Origin of the sequence: Luteolibacter sp. Y139 (assembly GCF_038066715.1) — a bacterium.
GTDB classification, from domain to species: domain Bacteria; phylum Verrucomicrobiota; class Verrucomicrobiia; order Verrucomicrobiales; family Akkermansiaceae; genus Haloferula; species Haloferula soli.
The window spans coordinates 87,234-110,203 of the sequence record NZ_JBBUKT010000013.1 but is presented as its reverse complement, the minus strand read 5'-3'; the positions used below and the strand labels follow the sequence as shown (position 1 = coordinate 110,203).

General features: G+C 63.5%; 13 protein-coding genes. 7 read left to right on the top strand and 6 right to left on the bottom strand.

The genetic code is table 11. The annotated features are described in order from the left end of the window. Positions 1–76: 76 nt before the first annotated feature. Positions 77–367, top strand: a complete 291-nt coding sequence (locus tag WKV53_RS24685; protein ID WP_341407501.1) for a DUF6172 family protein — start codon at positions 77–79, stop codon at positions 365–367. 107 nt (positions 368–474) lie between these two features. On the opposite strand, the gene WKV53_RS24680 is transcribed toward WKV53_RS24685, so the two are convergent. Then, positions 475–723 carry a Precorrin-3B methylase gene (locus tag WKV53_RS24680; RefSeq protein WP_341407500.1) on the bottom strand — a complete coding sequence of 83 codons (249 nt, stop codon included), beginning with the start codon at positions 721–723 and terminating at the stop codon, positions 475–477. A gap of 155 nt (positions 724–878) precedes the next feature. On the opposite strand from WKV53_RS24680, the gene WKV53_RS24675 reads away from it, so the two are divergent. The 3 genes from WKV53_RS24675 (at position 879) to WKV53_RS24665 (ending at position 12,228) form a co-directional block, all read left to right on the top strand. Further along, positions 879–1,391, top strand: coding sequence for an RNA polymerase sigma factor (locus WKV53_RS24675; RefSeq protein WP_341407499.1), 513 nt, complete (start codon positions 879–881; stop codon positions 1,389–1,391). A gap of 50 nt (positions 1,392–1,441) precedes the next feature. After that, entirely contained in the window at positions 1,442–5,419 is a 3,978-nt protein-coding gene (locus WKV53_RS24670) for a YfbK domain-containing protein (protein ID WP_341407498.1), read from the top strand. Positions 5,420–5,505: 86 nt separating this feature from the next. Beyond that, positions 5,506–12,228 (top strand): hypothetical protein, encoded by a 6,723-nt coding sequence (locus WKV53_RS24665; protein WP_341407497.1) that lies wholly within the window; start codon positions 5,506–5,508, stop codon positions 12,226–12,228. Between the two features lie 163 nt (positions 12,229–12,391). Here WKV53_RS24665 and WKV53_RS24660 read toward each other — a convergent pair whose 3' ends face one another. The 3 genes from WKV53_RS24660 to WKV53_RS24650 all read right to left on the bottom strand — a co-directional run bounded on the left by WKV53_RS24660 (position 12,392) and on the right by WKV53_RS24650 (position 15,205). Further along, a complete protein-coding gene (locus tag WKV53_RS24660) occupies positions 12,392–13,123 on the bottom strand; it encodes a hypothetical protein (protein WP_341407496.1) in 732 nt (243 codons plus the stop codon). A 57-nt stretch (positions 13,124–13,180) separates the two neighbouring features. After that, on the bottom strand, positions 13,181–14,539 hold the full coding sequence (gene argH / locus WKV53_RS24655; RefSeq protein ID WP_341407495.1) for an argininosuccinate lyase: 1,359 nt from the start codon (positions 14,537–14,539) through the stop codon (positions 13,181–13,183). Between the two features lie 165 nt (positions 14,540–14,704). Then, positions 14,705–15,205, bottom strand: a complete 501-nt coding sequence (locus WKV53_RS24650; protein WP_341407494.1) for a Fur family transcriptional regulator — start codon at positions 15,203–15,205, stop codon at positions 14,705–14,707. Between the two features lie 102 nt (positions 15,206–15,307). Here WKV53_RS24650 and WKV53_RS24645 point away from each other — a divergent pair, with 102 nt between their 5' ends. From WKV53_RS24645 to WKV53_RS24635, 3 genes are all read left to right on the top strand, one after another. Next, a complete protein-coding gene (locus tag WKV53_RS24645; protein ID WP_341407493.1) occupies positions 15,308–15,766 on the top strand; it encodes a hypothetical protein in 459 nt (152 codons plus the stop codon). 87 nt (positions 15,767–15,853) lie between these two features. Further along, positions 15,854–16,390, top strand: a complete 537-nt coding sequence (locus tag WKV53_RS24640; RefSeq protein ID WP_341407492.1) for an STAS domain-containing protein — start codon at positions 15,854–15,856, stop codon at positions 16,388–16,390. Between the two features lie 16 nt (positions 16,391–16,406). Further along, the gene (locus tag WKV53_RS24635; protein WP_341407491.1) at positions 16,407–17,843 is read left to right on the top strand and encodes a PP2C family protein-serine/threonine phosphatase; all 1,437 of its coding nucleotides are present in this window, start codon (positions 16,407–16,409) and stop codon (positions 17,841–17,843) included. Between the two features lie 185 nt (positions 17,844–18,028). On the opposite strand, the gene WKV53_RS24630 is transcribed toward WKV53_RS24635, so the two are convergent. Both WKV53_RS24630 and WKV53_RS24625 read right to left on the bottom strand, forming a co-directional pair. Beyond that, the gene (locus WKV53_RS24630) at positions 18,029–18,907 is read right to left on the bottom strand and encodes a PEP-CTERM sorting domain-containing protein (protein ID WP_341407490.1); all 879 of its coding nucleotides are present in this window, start codon (positions 18,905–18,907) and stop codon (positions 18,029–18,031) included. Between the two features lie 59 nt (positions 18,908–18,966). Further along, positions 18,967–22,968, bottom strand: a complete 4,002-nt coding sequence (locus WKV53_RS24625; RefSeq protein WP_341407489.1) for a non-ribosomal peptide synthetase — start codon at positions 22,966–22,968, stop codon at positions 18,967–18,969. Positions 22,969–22,970 lie beyond the last annotated feature (2 nt).

Genomic DNA, 22,970 nt, shown 5'->3' with positions numbered 1-22,970 from the left:
TTACGTGATCACGGGAAGGCGGGTTCGTAGCGAATCGCCATCGACAAGAGGCGGGGCGGAGGACACAAGGCCAGCCATGAAGAAAACCTTTCCCCTCGAAGTCGCGGACCGGAAGCCCGGGCTGGTGCTGGATGCGATCAAGAATGAGCTCCGGAAGTATCTGAAGCGCGAGCGCCGGAAGGCCTTGCCGGAGGGTGTCGATTTCTGGGACTTCGACTGCAAGGTGGGCCCGACGAGTGCGGAGGCCGCCGCGACGCATCCCGGCGATGTGGAGAAGGCGATCGCTGCCGCTGCCGCTGCGGGGGGCAAGGAGGTGTATGTGGAGATCCTGGCCAAGCCGGGGCACCGGGCGAAGAAGGAGGAGTAGGGGAGAGGCTGTGGGGGGCCAATTTGCTGGTTTCAGGTCGCAGCCTGAGGCGGGCCGCCAGACGCCTGACCGCTCGGAGAGCGGTCCCTGCCTTTGGCGGGCGGGGTCTAACGGCCTTCGCCGAAGTATTTTTCGCTGCGGTAGCGGAGCCAGACGCGGAGGGTTTGGGGGACTTTTTCGCGTTCCTCGGGGGTGAGGGTTTCGTAGAGGGCGATGGCTTTTTCGCGTTCGCCGCGGCAGGCTGCATTGCGGTGGGCGTCCCAGAGGCTGCGCGCCAGGCGGATGCGGCGGCAGACTTCCTTCACCAAGGCGGGGCCGGTGGGGGGCCACTGGTTTGGCTTCTTTTTCGGGGGCACGGGGGCGAAGATCCCATTAGTGAAAAATTCTTCCAAGGATTTCCGGGCTGCCGGGTCTTTACCGATGAGAGCCATGACCCTGATTGACATCACCCTGCATGGAAACCGCGTCACAGCCCAGGGCTGAAGCCCCGGCGGTGCTTCCTTTCGCCACGATGACCGAGGAGAAACCGACACTCCGGCAGATCTTCGAGGCGGAGGAGAGTCCACTGCTGCGCTTCGCCCACGGGATGGTGGGCCGCCGCGAATGTGCGGAAGACCTCGTTCAGGAGGCCTTCCTCCGCTTGCACGCCCATTGGGACGAGGTGGCCAATCCGAAAGCGTGGCTCTACCGATCCGTCAAAAATCTAGCTCTCAATTACCTGCGCGACCACAAGCGCGAGACCCTGGTGGAGGAGACTCCCGAGTGGGATGCCGCCGCCGGCCACGACGACCCCGATCCCGTGGGACGTCTCGAGGCCGCCGGCGCCGTCCGACTCCTCCTCTCCGAACTCCGCGATGACGACCGCGTGCTGCTCCAACTGAAATACCACGAAGATCTCAAGTACGACCAAATCAGCGAACGGACCGGCCTGAGCGTCGGCAATGTCGGCTACAAGCTGCACCACCTTCTGAAGTCACTCGGCGAGAGCCTGCGGCGAATGGGGATCGAGAGTGCGAACGGTTAGAGAGAGACGGAAGACTTCAAGACAACAGACAGAAGACTGGAACCAATCCTATGAATGACGATACGGACAAGCCGCTGAATCCCGTGGGTGATGCTGCGCTGGAAGCGCGGATCACGGCGTGGGTGTTAGGCGAGGCTTCGCCGTTCGAGGCGGCGGAGTTGGAGGAGATCTGCAACCGGGATCCGGAGGCGCGGTTGTTTGAGCGGCGCTTGCGGGTGCTGCATGGATTCGTCACGGCGGACCGCAAGGCGGGGCCGGATGAGGCGTGGAAGTTGCCGGCGGAGAAGCGGGCGAAGATCGAGGCTTTGTTTGATGATGAGCCGGTGGTGGAGAAGGAGGAGGTCATCGAGTTGCCGAAGATCGTGAATCGCGGGCAGACGGGGCGTCGTGCCCTTCTGGCGCTGGCGGCTTGCACGGTGATCAGTGCGGCGGGTTGGGCTCTCTTCTCTTCGGTGGGGGTGTCTTCCAAGGAAGCTTTGGCGATGAAGTCGAAAGTGGAGGTTTCGCCGATGAATGGAGAGCGCGAGGCTCGGAACCGTTTAGTAGAGCTGCGTGGGATTATCGTGGATCGGGCGGAGAATAACTTCGCTTATGACGCTCCGGCATCGCCGGCGGTGAGAGGTCCGCTTCCGGCAGAGGAGCCTGCTGCTCAGATCGATTCGCTTGCCGCGGTTGAGGCGAAAGGAGAGCGCGGGCAGGTGATGGAGGAGTCCTTGGCGAGGCTTGAGGAAAAGCCGGCGCTGAGTCGCAGCAAGTCTTCGGTCGAGGTTCCATCGCAGGCGCAAGCGAGGCGTTACCTGGATCTTGAGAAGAGCAGTCCGATGGCAACGATGAAGCCTGCTGCAGTGGCGGATTCTGGTCCAGCGCCTGAAGTCGCTGCGGGCGACGTTCCGGCGCCGACGACCGCACCCACGGCTACGGCTGCTACCGGCGCGATTGCTCTCAACGACTTCAGCGATCACCAGATGCTCGGGAAGGAACTGGGGGCTGCTCGTAGTGGGAAGCCGGCGGATCTAGAAGCTGACGCTGTCACACGGTTTGGACGCGCTGCGGACGCTTCTGCTCCGGAAGGGGCATCCAGCTTGAACACTCGTTCCCGCAGCGAGACTCCGTTGTTCGATTCGAAGGCGTCGATAGGAGGCGTGCTCCGTTTCGGGGAAGCGGAGCTGGCCCAGCCTTCGACCGAGAGCGGGCGGGTGGCTGGCGGTCCCCCGGCTTCCAATTCAGTCGGCGGGTGGTCCAGCTGGGGTGGTGTGAGAGGGGATGCCAATGCACCCGCACGGCCTGCGAGTGGAGCGGCAGAAGATCATTTTTTTGCCCACGGGGCGACGCAGCAGGCAACCGGTGACACTTTCGGGATGGCGGCGGATGGCATCGTGGGTGGTCTGAAGAGTGATCTGTCGCTTGAATACAATAGTGCCGTCACGAACGCTCCCACCGGAAGCGGTGGTGGTGCGATCCTTGGTATCCCGGCTGATCCGAGTGTCGGTGTGAACAAGATCATGACGGCGGGTCAGCGTTCCGGTCAGGGTGAGATCAATCGCAACAGCATCGACGCGATCCTGAGCAATACGGATCGCCCGGAAGCGGAAGTTGCCGGTGATTTGAAGAAGGATGTCACGCTGATGATGAATGGGAGCGTCAGCAATTTCACCGTCGACCCTGAAGCTGATACGGCAGGGGCGAAAGTTCAGGCGCAAACAGCGCTCGGTGCGAATGCTGCCGACAGGGACGCGGCTTGGTTCATGAAGCAGGAGGCAACCAAGCAGCTGCCGGAGTTGCAGCTGGCCGAGGGCAAGAAGTCAGCGGATGGCCCTTACAGTGGTCTTGCGCAGAAGGAGATGATCCGCCGCCAGAGTGCGGTGGCGACTTCCGACGCGCTGCGGGATGAAGGCCGTGATGCTTACGCCAAGGGCGACTACAAGGCGGCGGTGGACAAATACAAGGCGTCCCTGGATGTGTTGCCGGATGCGGAGATGGTCAAGGATCGCCGGGACTATCTTAACCAGGTGCTTTCCGATGGCTCGACCGCGCTTGGTGAGAGCTACCGCAAGGTGGGCAAATATGAGGAGGCGCGCCAGCTTGCCGGTGATACGCTTGCGCGTGACCCGAACAATGTGCAGGCAAAGGCGCTGCAGGACTATCTGGACGATCCGATTCGCACCAATCCTGCGCTGACTTACGGGGACGACAAGAATACCGACGAGGTCCGTCGCAAGCTCTACATGGCGGAGGGGAACTACAACCTCGGGAAGTTCGATGATGCGAGCAAGGCCTATGAGGATGTGCTCCGCACTGATCCGTATAACAAGGCAGCCCGGCGGGGGATGGAGTCGGTGGCGTCGGCCAAGGCGAACTACTATCGGGCGGCCTATGATCAGACTCGTGCCGAGCTTCTAGCGCAGGTGGATCGGGCTTGGGAAACTGCGGTCCCGCCGGAGGAGGGCTCCAAGGGATTGAAGGACCTCGCAAAGGCGAAGGACGATGTTTCCGCTTCAATGTCTGAAGTATCGGATGAGGAAGTCATCTTGAAATTGGACAAGGCGATCCATGAAGGAGAGGAGAAGCTTCAGCAGGATCCGAATAGCACCGAGATCCAGGCTCAGCTTCAGCAATTGGGCAGGGTTCGCGATGGATTCCGCAGTGAGATTGAGACGAAGGCCAAGAGCGAGAAGAAGCAGGAGCAGAACAAGGCCCCCGAGCCAGTGGCATTGGCCGAGACTGCGACTGCTGCGGAGCCTTTCTCGACCTTCTCGCTGCATGTGAGTGATGCGTCGTTCAAGATGGCGAAGGCGGCGCTGGATCGTGGGGAGGTGCCGGCGGCGGATGGGATCCGGCCGGAGGAGTTTTACAATGCATTTGATTATGGTGATGCGGCACCGGCGAATGGGGAGCCGGTGGTGTGTGCGGTGGAGCAGTGTGCGCATCCGGCCTTGCCGCAGCGGAACCTTTTGAGGATCGGCGTGCGGACGGGTTCGCAAGGGCGCGGGGGCTCGACGCCGCTGAATCTAACATTGCTGCTGGATAGCTCGGGCTCGATGGAACGTGAGGACCGGAACGCCGGGCTGGTGAATGCGGTGCAGCAGCTTTCGGGGCTACTGAAAGAGGGCGACACGGTGAGTGTGATCGGCTTTGCGCGGCAGCCGCGGTTGCTGGTGGATCGCTTGCCGGGGAACCGGGCGCAGGAGTTGAATGCGATCCTGGCGCGGACACCATCGGAAGGTGGCACGAATCTGGAGGAGGGGCTGAAGCTGGGCGAAGAGCTGGCTTTGCGGCAGTTCAATCCGGCGGCGCAGAACCGGATCGTGCTCTTTACCGACGGGGCGGCGAACCTGGGCGATGCGAAGCCGGAGACGCTGCAGGCGAAGGTGGAGCTGATGCGGCAGCATGGGATCGCCTTCGATGCGGCGGGATTTGGAACCGAGGGGCTGAATGACAAGCTGCTGGAGCGGCTGACCCGGAATGGGAACGGGCGGTACTACATCGTGGATCGTGCTGAGGATGCGGATGCTGGCTTTGCGAAGCAGCTGGCGGGAGCATTCCGTCCGGCGGCGGAGAATGTGAAGGTGCAGGTGCGCTTCAATCCGGCGCGGGTGGCGAAGTACAAGCTGATCGGCTTCGAGGAGCATCGCTTGAAGAAGGAAGACTTCCGCAACGACTCGGTGGATGCCGCGGAGATGGCGGCGGAGGAGGCGGGCAATGCGCTCTATCAGATTGAGACCCTGCCGCAGGGCGAGGGTGAAGTCGGCGAGGTGAGCGTGCGCTTCCGCGATGCGGCGAGTGGTCAGATGGTCGAGCGGACTTGGACGATTCCTTATGAGGCGCAGGCTCCGGCATTCGATCAGGCGACGCCGTCGATCGAGCTGGCGGGATTGGCTGCGTTTGCCGCGGAGAAGCTGCGGGCAGCGCCGATGGCGGAGGCGGTGGATTTCCAACAGCTGGCGCCGGTGATGGCGAAGGTGAAAGCACGCTATGCGAACAGCAAGCCGGTGGCCGAGTTGGAGTCGATGATTGGCAAGCTGAAGTGAACTGAACGCGCGTGGCGCGGATCTTTACGAATGATTTACCTGCTGCCGGGAGACTGGTGGCGTTCTCTCCTTACACCCTTGATGTTATGAAACTCCTACCATTCACCCTTTCTCTGGTTGCCCTGCTGTTAGGAGGATTTGCTCCGGCTCAGGATGAGAAGATTGTCCTTGTGCCCGTGGATCGTGAGAAGCCGGTGCCGCTGTTTTTTTCGGCGCTCACGGATACGGTGATCAAGGCGGGGACGGACAAGGTGGAGGAGACGATCACGGCGAAGCTGCGGGTGCATCAGGGGCGGCCGGAGGTGCTGAGCCTGGGTCTGACGGGGGTAGGTGAGATCACGGGAGTGACGGGTGTGGGTCTGAAGACTTGGACGGTTCGTCGTGAGGCGGATGGGGCGAGGTTCCTGGATCTGAAGCCGGAGCTACCTGCGGATCCGAAGGCAGAGGTGCCGAAGGAATTCAATGTGGCGATCACTTCGCTGCATGGGGATACAAAGGAGCCGATCGATCTGCTATTGCCTGCGCCGGGTGCGGCGGTGGGCTTTGCCTCGACGGTGAGTCTTGCCGGTGACGAGAGCACGGCTCCGCGGGTGCTGGCGGTGGAAGGACTGCAATCGCTCCAAGGGGATGCGGAGACGCAGCGTTTCAGTGGGAGCGTCGCGGCGAAGCTGAACGTGAAGGTGGAGCTCAAAGGAGCGGCTCCGCGTGCGGTGGAGTTGTCGAGTGCGACGCTCGACGGTCAGGTGACGCCTGACGCGAGCAGTGTTTCCTTCACGCTGAAGGGCGAGGTGCATGTGGTGAAGGCGGGGGAGGCGATGACCTTGTTAGAGGGTGTGGCGCTGAGTGGTGTGACATCGGGTCCGGGCTGGTTCATCCGGCTGAAGAAGGCCGGGGATAGCTATGTGCATGAGCTGGTGGGGGAGAAGGAGGGGAGCTTTCCGATCACGCTTTCCTTCGAGGCTCCGCTTGGACGCCAGGGCGATTGGCGGGGAGTGGATTTCAAGCTTCATGGCGGGGCGGTGGTGCCGGTGAAGATTGCCGGGCTCGATGAAGGTGTTTCGTTCAAGCCGGATGAGGCGGTGGTGCCGGAGCGTCGTGAAGGAGTCTGGACGGGCTTCCTGCCTGCCACGGGTCGTGCGGGGTTGGCTTGGAAGAGTGGGCGGAAGGAAGGCGATGGTGCGCTGTTTTTCTCAAGCAGCGAGATCGCGGAGACGCGTGTGGGTGCGGGCTTGGCGAGGCGTTACTCGCGGCTCGGGTTCCGGGTGCTGCAAGGGAAGCTGGAGTCGCTGAAGATCCGGATCGATGGAGCCGGTGAGATCCTTGCGGTGAAGGGGCCGCTGGTGCTGGCGTGGAGTGTGGCGGAGGAGGGCGGGGCACGTTTGTTAGATGTGCGGCTGAGCCGACCGATCGAGGGTGAGGGGGATATTGAGATCGAGGCGCAGGCCGCCTTGGGTGTGTTTCCGGCGAAGCTGACGCCGCCGCGGTTTTCTCCGGTGGGCGCGATCCGGCATAGCGGCTATCTGCGGGTGGCCAATGATGGGGCGGTGCGACTGGAAGTGACGGCAAAGAAGGGGCTGATGCAGCTTTCGCCGGGGCAATTCCCGTGGGCGAAGGAGGGTGAGAACTTGCGGCAGGCTTTCGTGTATCGCTTCCCTTCTGCTGACTATGACTACGAGGTGGCGGCGGATCAGGTGCTGCCAGAGGTGGGGGTGACGGAGGTGACGGTGCATGAGCTGGGAGAGACCGACCGGCGGATCACGACCGACCTGGAGCTCGACATCCGCGAGGCGCCCCTTCGAGAGTGGAGCGTGGCGGTGCCTGCCGACTTCGCGGTGGCGGGAGTGGAAGGCACCGGGGTGGCGGACTACAGCGTGGCGACGGATGCGGTGGACGGTAAGCGGGAGCTGAAGATCCTCTTCGGGCAGGCGCTGATCGGGCGGCAATTGATCACGGTGAAGCTGGAGAAGAACCTCGCCGCTGCGGCGGGCGACTGGGTGCTGCCGGTGCTGGGGCATCCCGGCGCGAAGTCATCGCGCGGGTATGTCGGCGTGGTGGTGACTGCGGGCTATCGGGCGGTGCCGGGTGTCACGAAAGGACTCGTGGAGACGCCGGTGGATTACTTTCCGAAGAAGCAGGCGGGGCTTCAGCAGGCGTTCCGGATTCGTGAGACGAAGTGGAGTGCGACGATGAAAGTGGAGGCGCTGGGGCAGAGCGTGCAGGCGGATGTGTTCCACCTGTATTCGCTGAAGGAGGGTGCGGTGACCGGCAGCGTGCTGGTGAACTATTTCGTGGTGGGTGCGCCAGCGAGCCAATGGCGAATCCGGGTGCCCCAGAGCCTGGGCAACGTGGAGGTGATCGGGCAGAACATCGGGCGCGATTGGAGGAGAGAAGGGGATACGCTGGTGATTCCGCTGGCGCGGCCCTTGCTCGGTGCTGGCACAGTGCTGGTGACCTTCGAGCAGCCGATGAGTGCCCGTGGAGGAACCCTATCACCGGGAGAAGTGAGGCCGCTGGATGTCCAGTCGGAGCGCGGCTACATCCAAGTGGTCAGTCCGCTTCAGGTGAACAAGAAGGAGCCGGTGGCGGAGGGATCGGTGCTGCCGATCGAGGCCACCGAACTGCCGGCGGAATACCGGCTGCTGAGCAGCGCGCCGACGCTGGAAGCGTGGCAGTACACTGCCGGTGATGTTTCGATCAAGATGGACATCGACTGGTATCAGCCGGGCGAGACGCAGGATCAGGTGGTGGATTTCGCGAAGCTCGCCAGCCGCGTTTCGCGCGATGGACAGGTGGTCACCGATGCGCGCTTCTATGTGAAGACGCGGGGTCGCTCGGTGCTGGAGCTTTCCTTGCCGCAGGGCGATTTGTGGGAGTCGAAGGTGGCTGGTCAGACGGTGAATCCGCGTCGTGACGGTGCGAAGATCCTGGTGCCGCTGCCTGCCAAGGCGGATCCGAATGAACCGGTGGAGGTGGTGCTGCGCTATGGCGTGAAGGGCGAGAGTGCGCGTTCGCCGAAGCTGGCTGCGCCGGTGCTGCATGCACCGACGGTGATCGGCGAGTGGAAGGTGAGCGGCGATGAAGGTCGGCAATTGGTGCCACGTGGTGGCTTGCGGCCGGTGAAGCCGGTGCTTACTGAAACCGGGCTGGAGTGGATCGTGGCGCGGGCGCGGATGGGGGCGCTGGCGATTCTGTTAGTGGCTTTGTTGGGATGGATCCTGCAGCGGATCCGTGGGCTGCGGATTCCGGGCGTGTTGCTGATGATCCTTGCCGGTGCGGCTTCATGCTGGCTGGGGTGGCAGGCGCTTCATGAGCGGCGGGTGAACATTGCGACGCTGGAATACACGGCGCCGGTGGTGCCTGCGGACAAGCAGGTGATGCTGGAGCTGGGGAACGTTCCCGGGTGGCAGGCGATGATCAGCGTGTGGGGCGTGCTGCTGGCATTGGCTGGCGTGGCCGTGGTGATCTACGGGCTGTGGACTCGCAAGCAGCGGGTGCTTTCGGTGACCGGCGGGCTGGCGATGATCGGGCTGGGTGTGTTGGCACAGCGCTTCGGTGCTGTGTTGTTCTTTGGCGGCTTGGGTGCGCTGCTGCTGTTAGGGAAAGGTCTGCCGGGATTGGCGGGGCTATTTCGCAGGGGAGTCGCGCCGGTGGCGGCGACAGCTTTGCTGTTGTTCCTCGGTGGTGCGGACTTGAGCAAGGGTGCCGAGCTGGTGCCTGCGGAGTCGATGTTGCACACGTGGCGGATTCAGGATGGACGCTTGACCGGTGAGGTCGATGTCGAAGCTCGAGGCAAGGCGGATGAGCGGGTGTTGCTGCTCACGTCGCCTGCGGTGCTGACTGGCTTCACGGGTGAGGGCTGGCGCGTGGTGAAGGCGGCATATGGCGAGAGCGAGGCGTATTTCCTGGTGGCCAGTGTCGACGGCAAGAAGACCGGGCATGCGACTTTTGAAATGCCGCTGCCAGCTCCGCAGAATGGCTGGCAATTGCCGACAGGTCCGGCGGCGGTGCAGCGGGTCAAGGTGAGCTGGAATCAGCCGGGATGGGAGTTCGTCTCGCAACGTGCGGCGAAGGTGACGCCTTTGACGGTCGAGGGTGGAAGTGGTGCCGAGCTGGTGCTTGGCCCGGCTGACGGGATCACGCTTCAGGCGCGGCCCTTGCAACGGGATGCGGCGAATGAGGAGACGCGCTTCTTTGTGGAGACGAATGATCTTTATTTGCCCGGACCGGGAGTAGTCAGCGGGCGTCACCGGCTGGCGGTGCGGCCGTCGCGTGGGGTGGTGAAGGAATTGACGGTGCTGATTCCCGCGGGCTTCACGGTGGGTGATGTGGCGGATGGACCGGTGGGAAGCTGGCGCTTCAATCCGGAGACGCGTGAGCTGAAGGTGGGCATCGAGCCCGCGCAAGATCAGGCGTTTGCGTTTTCGATCGGGACCCAGCGTGGGACTGCGACGTTGCCGGTGGATCTGACGCTGGAGCCGGTGAAGGTCCAGGGCTCGGCGGGTGCGGTGGGTCTGTTAGGTCTGGGCTTCGGTGATGAGGCGCAGGCGGAAGCGGTGAATGCGAAGGGCATGAGCGCAGTGAATCTGGACGATTTCAACGCGCAGCTTGTGCCGCATGATCGTGAGGGCCGGGCGCTGGCGGTGATGCACCGGGCGTATCGTCATACGGGTGGCGATGCCTCGCTGACGCTGAAGGTGACGCCGGTGGCTGCGGAGCTGCGGGCGGAGATGAAGCAGACGCTTTCGCTGGGGGATGATCGCATGGTGCTGGCGGTTGATTTGATGGCATCGATCACGCGGGCGGGCTTGTTCAAGCTGGAGGTGGAGATTCCGGCGGGCTTCGAGGTGGAATCGGTGACCGGTGCAGCGCTGGCGCATTGGGCGGAGGCGACGGTGGATGGGGTGCGGCTTCTGAACCTGCACCTGAATGGGCGGACGCTGGGGGATCAGGCATTTGCGATCACTTTGGCGGCTCCGTTTCCCGGTGCGCAGGCATCGTGGGCGGTGCCGAGGGTTTCACTGCGCGGAGCTGCACGGCAGACCGGCATGCTGACGGTGGTGCCTGACCGGGGACTGCAAGTGAGGGCGGTATCGCGCACCAATGTTTCCCAGCTCGATCCGCGCGAGGCGGGTGTGCCGCGACCGGGGGCGCTGGCGTTCAAGTTGCTCCAGTCGGATTGGTCGCTGGCGCTGGCGGTCAACAAACTGGATGCGTGGGTGACGGCGCAGGTGCTGCATGAGGTGACGTTGCGTGAGGGGCAAACGCTGAGCCGCGTGCGACTGGCCTATCGGATCGACAATGCGGCGATGAAAGCGCTGCGGGTGAGGGTTCCGGGGCTTGATGAGAAGGCCGCGGCGACGGTGCGTGCGAGTGGGCCGGCGGTCGGTGACTTCGTCCCGGTGGCGGGGGAAGATGGTCTGTGGGAGATTCGTTTCCAGCGCGGTGTGGCGGGAGAGACCACGGTCGATATCGAGTTCCAGCAGACGGCGGGGAATGCGGTGAGCGTTGCACCGTTGACGCCGCTGGAAGTACGGCAGGCATCGTATTTCGTGGCGCTGCGGACGGGTGGCCGGCTGGAGATGGAGAGTCCGACATTGCCGCGCGGCTGGCAGCGCAGTGACTGGGGTGTGGTTCCGCAGGGATTGCGCGATGCGTTTTCTGCACAGACGCCGGCGGCGGTATTCCGTGCGGCGGAGGTGGAAGGGCCGCTGGCAGTGAGCCTGAAGCGCCATGAGCTGGAGAAGACGCAGGATCTCCGCGTGGAGCGGGGGAGCCTGACGACACTGGTATCGCCGGATGGTGCGTCGCTGACGGCTGTGGATCTGAATGTGCGGGTGGCGGAGAAGGGAACGCTGCGGCTGGAGCTGCCGGCAGGGGCGGATCTTTACAACGTGCTGGTCAATGAGGATGGGGTGCCGCTGGTGAAGGACGGAGCGAAGTGGCTCTTCCACGTGCATCCCGCGCCAGAGGGGGACCGTCCGGCCAGTGTGCGCTTCGTGTATGCGATGAATGGCAAGGGCACGGTGCTGGAAGGGCCGCGGCTGGATGTGCCGCTGGAGAATCTGACGTGGCGCGTGATCTTGCCGGAAGGCTGGAAGCTCGCGAAGCACCGCGGGGATTTCGAACTGGAAGAACAGTCGCGACGGGTAGTGCAGGAGGACTATCGCAGCTACGTCTCGCGCCAGCGTGCGGCGGGCAAGCAGGAGGCGGTCGCCTTGCTGGATCAAGCGAACCAGTGGATGCAGGCCGGCGAACAAGACAAGGCGGGGCAGGCGCTGAGCAAGGCGGCGCGCAATGGACTGCTCGACCAGGCGTCGAACGAGGATGCGCGGGTGCAGCTGAGAAACCTGAAGACGCAGCAGGCGACGCTCGCGCTCAATACGCGGCGCCAGCGGCTGTATCTGGACAACAAGGCCGAGCTGCCGACGGGCAATGCCCAGCTGGAGAAGGCGGCCCAGGACAACCCGCTGCTCCAGGGGAATCTCAACTACGATCCGCAGCAGTTCGACCGCATGTTAGAGGGCAACACGATCGACGAGAATGCGGCGATGAAGGCGATCGCCAACCGGATCGTGACGCAGCAGCTCGCCGCCGATCCTGCGCCGGCTGCGCTGGACGTGACGATGGCGGCGCGTGGGACGGTGCTGGACTTCAAGCGCAGCGTGCAGGTGGACGGCAACAAGCCGATGCGGCTGGAGCTCGACATCGAGCCGCAGCAATCGCGCGGCTGGATGTTCGGGATTATCCTGTGCCTGCTGGGTGCGGCGATTGCGGTGCGCTTCTGCTGGCCTGGGAAGCAGGCGGTGTGAATGGCCCTGGGAAACTCGAATAAGCGGGACCTTTCGGAGAGAGGTCCCGCGGCGGGGGCGGGAATCGTGTGATGGTCCCGTTCACGTGTGACGGGCCGCCATAAGCCGGACGGCTCGGAGAGCCGTCCCAGCCGATTCGAAGGCCTGCTGCTACTTCAGCCCCTTACTTCAGCTCGACCAGATCCTTGTTGAGGATCTTGTTCACCGCGGTCTTGTTGATCTCGGCGGCCTTGCTGAGGTCCTTGGCGAGCAGTGCGCGGACGCCGGCGTCGGAGGTTCTTGAATCTATCACGTTGCCTGCGGCGTCGGTGATGACGAGGAGGTAGCTGTCGTACTGGTAGCCACCGAGATTGTAGTCGCCCGCATTGTCACTGTCGTAGCGGGTCTTGAAGCCTTCGACTGCTTCTTCCGTCTGTTTGCCCGCAGCGAGTTCGCATTCGAAGGTCTTGCGCCCCATGACCTTGTAGTTGGCGGCATTTTCCCGGCTTCGGCCGAAGTAGGTGAGGTGGACGGTCGATTTCGGGAAGGCGATGCGCGGGTTGGTGTTCTTCAGCTTCACCCGGGCGCTCACGGTCTGGTTCACCATGTAGTAGCCGTCCTTGTCCTTCTTCTTGGAGACGACGACCTCGATATCGAGCTTGGGCAGGCGCGGCGGGAGGTCCTTGCCTTCGTCGAGGATCTTCTTCTGGGAGTCCGGGTCGAAGCGGGCGAGGGCGAGCGAGTGTTCCTTCCCGCCTTTTTCGCCGACGGTATTGAAGGTGACGTTCTCGCCGCTGAGCTCGAGGAGTTCAATCTTGATGGCCTTGCCATCGCTGCTGCGCACGTCAAAGACGGGCCCGGCCAAGAGTGGCAGGGAGGTGGCGGCGAGGATGAGGAGGGGGTGATTGAATTTCACCCCTACAGGTTATCTCAAGAGATGACGGGAGAGAATTCCAAATCATCTCCGAATTTGTCACGGCGTGCCCGAGTTCTTCCAGCGGGTGATCTCCGCTTTCACGTTCTCGACCGAAGGTGCTCCGGGATTGGTGCGGGCGGCGAGGGCGCGCTGGAGATTGAAGACGCTGCCGGCATCCGCGGTGTAGGCGGAGTCGATCTTGGTGAGATCGAGCTTGTCGAGTGGGACGCCGGTTTTGACGGATTCGGCGACGGCCTTGCCGACGAGTTCGTGGGCGTGGCGGAAGGGGACGCCTTGCTTGACGAGCCAGTCGGCGAGGTCGGTCGCGAGCAGCATCGGGTCGCTGGCAGCGGAGAGGCAGCGTTCCTCGCGGATCTCCATCGCGGCGACCATCTCGGTGTTCACGGCGAGGATGAGCTTGAGCGTATCGATGGAGTCGAAGAGGGGCGGCTTGTCTTCCTGGAGATCGCGATTGTAGGTGAGGGGAAGGCCCTTCACTGCGACGAGGAGGTTCATGAGGTTGCCGATGAGGCGGCCGCTCTTGCCGCGGGTGAGTTCGCAGACATCGGGATTCTTCTTCTGCGGCATCAGCGATGAGCCGGTGGTGTGGGCGTCGGAGAAGACGACGAATCCGAACTCGGCGGTGCACCAGAGGATGAGGTCCTCGCTGAGGCGCGAGAGGTGAACGCCGCAGAGGCCGATGGCGAAGAGGGTCTCGGCGATGTAATCACGGTCGGCGATGGCATCCATCGAGTTCGTGGTCACGCTATCGAAGCCGAGTTCGGCGGCGATGGCGCGGCGATCGAGATTGATGGTGGATCCGGCGAGTGCGCCGGAGCCGAGGGGGGAGACATTGAGGCGCTTGCGGGCATCGGCAAGGCGGCCCTTGTCGCGCTCCAACATTTCGACGTAGGCGAGGAGGTGGTGGCCGACGGTGACCGGTTGGCCACGCTGGAGGTGGGTGTAGCCGGGGATGACGGTGGCGGCGTATTTTTCGGCGCGGTTGAGGAGGGCCGACTGGAGGCCGGACAGGGCTTCTAACAGGATGTCGATTTCCGTGCGGGAGTAGAGGCGGGTATCGGTGGCGACTTGGTCGTTTCGCGAGCGGGCGGTGTGGAGCTTGGCGCCGGCGGGGCCGATGCGCTTGGTGAGCTCGGCCTCGATGTTCATGTGGATGTCCTCGAGGGAGGTCTTGAACTCGAAGCGGCCGTCTTCGATGTCGGCCTTGATTTCGAGCAGGCCCTTTTCGATGGCGCTGAATTCCTCGGCGGTCAGGAGGCCGGCGGTCTGCTGGGCGCGGGCGTGGGCGATGGAGCCGGCGATATCGTGCGGGAAGAGACGCCAGTCATAGCTGATCGACTCACCGAACTGCTGGACGAGCGAGGAGGTATCCTGGGCAAAACGACCTTTCCACATGGCGGCGGCAGTAGCGGACAGGCGGGGGCGCGGTGCAAGGGAAAAGGCGGGGGGAAGGTCTGGGGGCCAACGCGCAAGGGTATTGTCCGCTTGGCTGGTGGCTTCCGCGTTCTCACGAACGCGCCTACGGAAGACGCGTCGACGGACGTCGACACCCCTTATGGGTCAGCGCTTGCGGGCGGGGAGGCGTTTGCCGGTGACGCGGGCCTTGATGAGGTTGGGGCAGACGCCCTTTTTGCGGAGTTGTTCGCAGCAGGCTTCGATCTTGATGGTCTGGCGCATGGGCCGGAAGCCGAGGCGGCGGGTCAGGCAGTCATTGAGGAGCTCCAGGTGGGAGTCCTCGAATTCCAGGACCTTGCCGCAGTCGATGCAGACGAGGTGGTTGTGGCTCGGCTTGTCGACGAAGTTCGGGTCGTAGGTTTTGAGGTCGCCGCCGAGGTCGATTTCGTGGAGCAGCCCGGCTTCCACGAGCAGGGAGATGGTCCGGTAGACGGTGGCGCGGGAGACGCCGGCATTGGCCTTCCGTGAGCGCTCGAACAGCTCCTCGGAGGTGAAATGCTCGTCGTTCGCGAAGGCGGTGCGCACGATCGCATCGCGTTGCGGGGTCTTCCGCAGGCCTTTTTTCCGAATGAAGGCGTCGAGTTTGTCGAGGATGGCCTGTTCCACGGAGCTATTTTAAGCGGTCAGTTGCGCCGCGGGAAAGGATGAAGCGTGAATGCCGGAATTTGCGGGTTGGCAAGGGCGGTTAGCTTGCGTGAAATAGCGCCGATGAAGCTTTGGAAGCCCCTCGCGGTGATGATTTCGGCCTTGTCCCTGTGGTCCTGCGGCTCGCCGCAGGTGCTGGACGTGCGGCCGCTTCATATCCGCGAGGTCGGCCTCGGTGACAGTGACGATCCGATGATCCGGGGTGAAATCAAGCGGCGCTTCCACGGTGCCATCAGCATGGCCGAGCAGGGTGACCGGCTGGGCTACACCTATACGGTGCTGTGGAATGAGGCCTCGACGTCCGACGCCGGTCAGATCGTCTTTGAGTTCCAACAGGCTTCCACCGGCAGCCGCGTGAAGAAAATGATCCAGCCCATTTCCGCCGGCGAGACCTCTGGCCGGGCCGAATTCGCCATTCTAGGCAACGACTACCGGAAGGGCGGCCGGGTGCTGGCTTGGCGCTGCAGTCTGGTCCGTGGAGGCAGGGAAATCGCCTCGCGCCACTCTTACCTGTGGCAGTAACCGCTTTTTCACACAGATGCACGGTTGACCACGCCCGCCAGTGGATTCTAAGGTAAAGCGGTCGCTAGCAAGTTCGGTCCCTCTCACGTGAGTTCGGAAAACGCCATTTTGGTCGGAGTCTTCGACGGGTTTACCTGGATTCGATGCGAGGGGAAAGGTTCCTTCGTCATCAGTCCGGTCATGAAGGAATGCGCAGAGGGCCGGATCGCGGCAGGAGAGCGATGTTTGGTCATCGACCTCGAAGCGTGCACCGGGATGGACTCCACTTTCATGGGGCAGCTGGCGAGTTTCGCGGCCCGATTGTCGAAGCTGGGAGCCAAGGGTGGCGTCCAGATCGCTGGTGCGGGTGAGCGCAATCGCAGCTCGCTGGAGGATCTGGGACTTGATTGCCTGCTTGAGATTGACCCGCCGGTCGCTCCGTGGCGCGGCAAGGCCGGAGACATCCGGGCCGAGCTGGAGCCCTATCAGCCGGGGCATTCGCCCACGGTGAAGGAGCGGGCGCGGCATATTTTGGAAGCTCACCAGACGCTGGCTTCGACCAGCGAGGAAAACGCCCGGAAGTTCGCCGGCGTAGTCGGGATCCTTGAACAAGAGGTCGCCGAAAACGAACGAAAAGCCGACTGAGCAGTCGGCGCGGCCCATGGAACACCTTCTCCCTTATTCCTTGTTGGCCCTGATGCTCATTGGGCTGGCGATCGCCTTGTCGCGGAAAAAGCGGGAGTTGTCTTCGAAGAATGCCGAGCTTTCGGCCTTCGAGGGGGAAGAGCACCGGATGTTCGCCTTCCTCCACGATCTGGGTGCCGCGATCGATAGCAATACCACCATGAGCGGCCTTTCGCGGTTGATCGTGGATGGGGTGGACCGCGTGGTGGCGGCCCGGGGTGGAGCGCTTTACCTGCTGGACGACTCGCGCACGAGGCTGCAGCCGAAATACCTTTCCGCGCAGTGCCCGCCGTTGATTCCGGTGCCGGAGGACGTGCGGCAGCGCACGGAGAAGGACCCGCGGGCCTTGGAAAGCCACCTTCGGCTGGCCCAAGTGCAGGCGGACGAGGGAATGCTGGGGGCGATCCTTTCCTCGGGTGAGGCGCAGTTCGTTCCCGAGGTGAAGGCTCATCCTGCTTTCCGGGACGGGGCGCTGCACTACGGCCCGGATACGATGGCTCTGGTCGCTCCGCTGCGTCACGGTGGCAAGGATCTCGGAATCCTGGCGGTGACCCGGATCCGCGAGGACGGGGCATTCACCGCGAATGATTTTGCGGTCTTCCGGAGCGTGGCCGAGCAGTCCGCTTTCGCGATCGGCAGCGCGCTGGTCCATCGCGAGGCCAGCGAGAAGCGCCAGATGGAGGGAGAGCTTCGCAATGCCCGGGAGGTCCAGCGCGTGCTGCTGCCGCAGGGTGACCCGGTGGTGCCGGGCTATCGCATCAGCGGAACCAATCAGCCCGCGCGGATTATCAGCGGCGACTACTATGACTATTTCGATCTCGGTGATGGCCGCCATGGCGTGGTCATCGCAGACGTGTCGGGAAAAGGCGTGGCCGCGGGGCTTCTGATGGCGATGTGCCGCAGTGTCCTACGCTCGCTCGCCACGGCGCATGGCAATCCGGCCGACGCGCTGGGGCTGGTGAATCGGCAGCTCTTCCCGGACATCCGGGAGGACATGTTCATCAGCCTCTTTTACGCGGTGATCGAGGGCGATGGCGGTGCGATGAAGTTGGTGCGTGCGGGGCACGATCCGGCTTTGCTTTATCGGGCCGCGGAGAAGTCGGTGACGCTCTTGAAGCCGCCAGGCTTGGCGCTGGGGATTGATGAAGGCGATGTTTTCGAACGTGTCACCAAGGTCCACGAGATCCATCTCGAGCCGGGAGATTGCCTGCTGTTTCACACCGATGGCGTGAAGGAGGCGGTGGACGCTGCGGGCGAGGAGTTCGGCATGGATCGCTTGCGGGATGCCTTCCGCGAAGGAGCAGGGCTGGGTGCCGAGGCATCGATCCGGGCGGTGGAACGCGAGCTCTCGCGTTTCGCGGCCGGGGCGCCTCAGATGGATGACGTGACGCTGGTGGCGATCGAGAAGCGATAGTGTCGACATGCTGTCTGGCATGGCTCAGCGGGAGCTTCGGATCTGGTCATCGAAGACGGCTGCAAGACGCATGAGGCGTCACGTTGTGACGCGATCATCATGCTATAACGGCCCCGGCACTTCGTGCCGGGCTTTTATGAGTCGTCCCGTTGGGATGGAATGCGGGGGCGCTTTGATCCCAGGGATCACGCATTGATCGCCCGGCGGCTGCGGCGAAGCAGCATGCCCATGGAGGCGACGCTTAACAAAAGCGGAGCGGTCGGCTCCGGCACGACCACGAGGGGATTGAAGCCACCCGTGGTGCCGTCGGTCAGTCCGAGGTCGCCATCCCATGCGGCGAAGATACCATTGTTCTGCACCGGGAGACCGGGCTGGGTGGTGGAGAACATGTCGAAGCGAATCGACGAGGTATTCTGGTAATAGAGGATCATCCCACCGTGGGGTGTGGTCTCGGGCTGGCCTGCGCCGGCGGCGTCGAAGCGATAGCTGCCGCCTTCATCCGAGGCGAGGATGCCGCTGCTGCCGTGAAGCTGGTAGCCAGTGAGGCCGTCTCCGGCGAAGGCGCGGATCGACTCCGATTGGAATGGCTCGCCATCATGATCGTAGATGAGCAAGCGCACGCCCGGCAACGTGATCGGCGTGCTGAAGCTGCCACCGCCCTCGAAAAAGGAAAGCGACCATGCGATGCCGCCCTGCTGCTGGGCGTAGTTTCCATCGTGGCGATAGTAGACGCCGAGATCGTTGCTGGCATCGAGGGTGTTGTAGTCGGGGATCCAGCCGACCCATTGATAGGTGCTCGATCCGCGGAAGTCGGAGCTTTCGCCATCGGTCAGTCCGAGAAAGGACACGCGGACATCGACTGAATTGCCATTGTAGCTGCCGGCGCTGGTGAAATCCATGTACGACGCCGAGCTGTAGTAGGGGCCGAGCGTGGAGTTGTTCGGATACATTTGGGTGGCAGCCTGCACATTGTGGCTGAAATCCAAATCGACGTAAGTCTGCGCCATCGCTCCGAGCGGGAGGAGGGCGAACAACAGGGCGGGGAGGGGGAACGGCACGGTCATGGGGGCGACAGGGGCGCGCTGGTCTAGCAGCAATCACGCCGTAGAGCGAACAGGAAGTGTCACGCGATCGCGGTAGTCTGGAGTGCTTCTTGCAATGCTCTCGCGAGCGGACCGATGTTTCCTTCGTCGAATAGGGTCAGGTGTCGCCCGGGGACGGGGATGATCCTCAGCCCTCCAAGTGCCACCGAACTCCATCCGTAGTCAGCCGGCCACTCGACCTTGTCGCTCGGGGTCATTGCCTTGAAGAGCGTGGTGGTGCCGGCGTAGGACCGCGGGCGATAAGCCTGCATGGCGCGCCAGTTTTCCTCGCGAACCTGGACGCGGCGCAGGTCGCTATGGGCTTCGGCGGGGCCCATGTTCATGGCTTCGGAGACTTCCTTCTTCACCTGGCGATGGACTGCGATGCCCTCGGCGATGCGTTCTCGCAGGCGCTCGAGTTTCGCGGGGAGGGGCAAGTCGTCCTGTTGTTGCCAGAAGGCGCCGAGGCGTCCGCCCAGGGAGTAGCGCTTGGAGGGAGCGGTGGGATTGTGGGTATCGAAAAGGCCGAGGAATTCGACTGTGTGGCCCTGCTCGGTGAGTTGGCAGGCCATCTCGTGGGCGACGACGCCACCGAAGGAGTATCCGGCGAGGCGGAAGGGACCACTGGAGTGGACGGCGAGAAGCTCCTGGATGTAGGCGGCCGCGGTCTCCTCGACGCTGGATTCCTCGATGGGGGTGCTGTTACTCAGCGAGAGCGCCTCGATGGCGTGGATCGGGAAGTCGCCGGTCATGCGCTCCGCGAGGCCGCGGTAGAAGATGACGCCGCCGTCGCCTCCATGGATGCAGAAGAGTGGTGGTGGCGTGCCGCGATCGAAGAGAGTGACGAGATGGCCTCGCTTGCCGGATTTGACCGGGCTGGGTTGCGACTCGGACTGGAGCAGGGAGGCGAGGCGTGCGATGGTCGGGTGGCTGAGCAGTGCGGCCAATGGCAGGCTGCGGCCGAAGTCGCGGGAGATGCGTGAGAAGAGGCGGAGGGCCATCAGCGAGTGGCCACCGAGGGAGAAGAAGTCGTCCTCGCGGCCGATCTCCGATGTTCCTAGTAGTTCGCTCCAGATGGCGGCGAGCTGTTGCTCGATCTCGCCTTGGGGCGGGGTGAAGATGCGGGCTTCGGGGGGCGCTTTTGCGGGGTCGGGCAGGGCGGCGAGGTCGATTTTGCCATTCGCGGTGACCGGGAAGGCGTCGACGATCATGACGCCGTCGGGTTGGAGGAAGGCGGGGAGGCGGGCGGAGAGCCAAGCATCGAGCTTGGTGGAATCGAGCAGGCTGCCTTGCTCGACGATGGCCCAGGCGAGGATGCGCTTGGTTTCAGCCGTATCACCGCGTACGGCGACCTTGGCTTGGCGGACTTCGGGGTGGGAGGCGAGGACGGTTTCGATTTCGCCGGGCTCGATGCGGAAGCCGCGGACCTTTACCTGATGGTCGCGGCGGCCGATGAACTCGATGGTGCCATCTGCGAGCCAGCGGCAGAGGTCGCCGGTGCGATAGAGGCGGCCGAACTGGGGATGGGTGATGAACTTTTCCGCAGTGAGGGTTGGGTCGCCGTGGTAGCCGAGGGCGAGGCCCGCGCCGCCGGTGAAGAGTTCGCCGTGGATGCCTGCAGGAACGGGGCGGCCTTGGTCGTCGAGGATGAAGGCGGTAGTGTTGGCGATTGGGCGGCCGATGGGGATGGAGGGGCGTTCGCAGTCCTGCTCACCAATAATGTGGCAGGTGGTGAAGGTGGTGTTTTCCGTGGGGCCGTAGCCGTTGATAAGGGTGGTGCCGGGAAGGGCGGCCAAGGCTTGGCGGATGTGGGAGACGGAGAGGACGTCGCCGCCGGCAAGGAGGTAGCGGAGGCCTTTGAGAGACGCCATGTGCTCCTCGATCATCACTTGGAAGAGACCCGCGGTGAGCCAGAGTGCGGTGACGCCTTTTTCGCGGACGGCGGTGGCGATTTCATCGAGGCCGGTGCCTTGCGAGGGGATGACGAGGGTGCCGCCATTGAGGAGCGGGCCCCAGATTTCGAGCGTGGAGGCGTCGAAGGAGAGGGGGGCGGCCTGGAGGAAGACGTCTTCGGCGGTGATCGGCATGAAGCCGTTGTCGCGGACGAGCCGGGTGACGCCGCGATGGGGGACCAGCACGCCCTTTGGCTTGCCGGTGGAGCCTGAGGTGAAGAGGAGGTAGGCAGGGTGCTCCGGGGAAAGGGCGATGTGGGGAAGATCGACCGAGGTGGCGTTTCCGATCCTGGGGATCTCTAACAAGGTGCCGTTCCATTCGCCGAAGGAGAAGGCGAGGCCGGGAGCGGCGAGGCCGACTTTCGCGCCGGATTCTTCTAACAAGAGGGCGAAGCGCTGAGCCGGGTAGTCGGGATCGAGAGGGACGTAGGCACCGCCGGCCAGCAGGATACCGAGGAGGCCGACGATCATTTCGGGCGATGGCTTCGAGCAGAGAGCTACCAGGTCGCCGGGCTTCACGCCGGATTCGATGAGGCGTGCTGCCAGGGTAGCGGCTTCGACGTGGAGTTGGGTGTAGGTGAGCGTGTGCTCGCCGAAGACGAGGGCGGTGCGAGTGCTGTGAGTCGATGCTGCTTGGGCGAAGAGGGAGGGGATGGTGTCGACGCTGCCAGTCGCTTCGTTGCGAGACCATTGACCGAGGATCGTTTCCTTCTCTTCGGCTGTTAGGATCTCCAGTTCCGAGAGGTTTCTTTGTGGGGCTTCCGCAATTCCTTCGAGCAAGCGCTGATAGTGCGCGAGCATGCGGCGGGCGGTGGCGTGGTCGAAGAGGTCAGTGCTGAAGTCGCAGGTGACGCGCCAGCCTTCGGCGCGCTCGACCATGAAGAAGTGGAGGTCGAAGATGGCGCCGGGGGAGCGTGAGGGAATAGGGATCAGTTCGACGCCGCCGAACTTGCCGGCTTTGGCGAATGAACGCTGATGGGTGAAGTTGACTTGGAAGAGGGGGTTGCGGCTGGAGTCGCGGTTCGGCTTCAGGGCGCGGACGAGGCACTCGAAGGGCAGGTCCTGGTTTTCGACTGCCGACAGAGCGGTATCGCGGACTTGGCAGACGAGGCTTTCGAACGATGGGTCGCCGGAGAGGTCGCTGCGGAGGACTAGCGAATTGATGAAGACGCCGATGAGGCGCTCCATCTCGGCGCGGGTGCGGCCGGTGATGGGCGAGCCGACGGCGATGTCGGTCATGCCGCTGTAGCGGTGGAGGAGAACTTTATACGCTGCGAGCAGCAGGTGATAGAGGGTGGCTCCGTTTCGGGCGGCGATGGCTTGCAGGCGATTGGTAAGATCGCGGGGCAGGAGGGAGGAGATGAGGTCGCCGTTCCACGACTTCGCGGCGGGGCGCGGGCGGTCGGTGGGGAGATCCAGCTCGGCCATGTTTGTCAGCCGGTCTTTCCAGTAAGCGAGTTGCTTGGCGACTTCGGGGCCTTCAAGAAAGTCCCTCTGCCACACGCTGAAGTCGCCGTATTGGATCGGTGGGAGTTCGAGCGGGCATTCCTTGCCGTCGTGATAGGCTTGGTAGATCTGGGCGAGCTCTTCGGTAAGGACGGTCATCGACGAGCCGTCGAACATCGCGTGATGGACGGTGACGTGGAGGATGTGGGAGGTGGCGGAGAGCTTCACCAACTCGGCGCGGAAGACCGGGCCGGTGGCGAGATGGAAGGGGCGTTGTGCCTCGATGCTGCCGAGGCGGTCGGCTTCCTGTAGGCGCTCGCTTTCCGGCAGGGAGGAGACGTCGTAGATCGGGAAGTCGAAGTTTGAGTCCGGGGAAACGATTTGGAGCAGCTCGCCGCCTTCTTCCTCGAAGTGGGTCCGCAGTGATTCGTGGCGCTCAATGATGGTTCGCAGCGATCGCTCTAACAAATTCGTATCGAGCGCGCCTTCCAGGCGGAAGCGCATGGGGATATTGAAGGCCGAGACGCCGGGCTGGAGCAGCTCCAGGTACCAAAAGACCTGTTGGGCGACTGACGCGGGAAACGCCAGTACGTCCGCGGCCTCTGGCGCTTGGGTCGCATCCAGGTCGTGACGGGTCTCGCTCATCG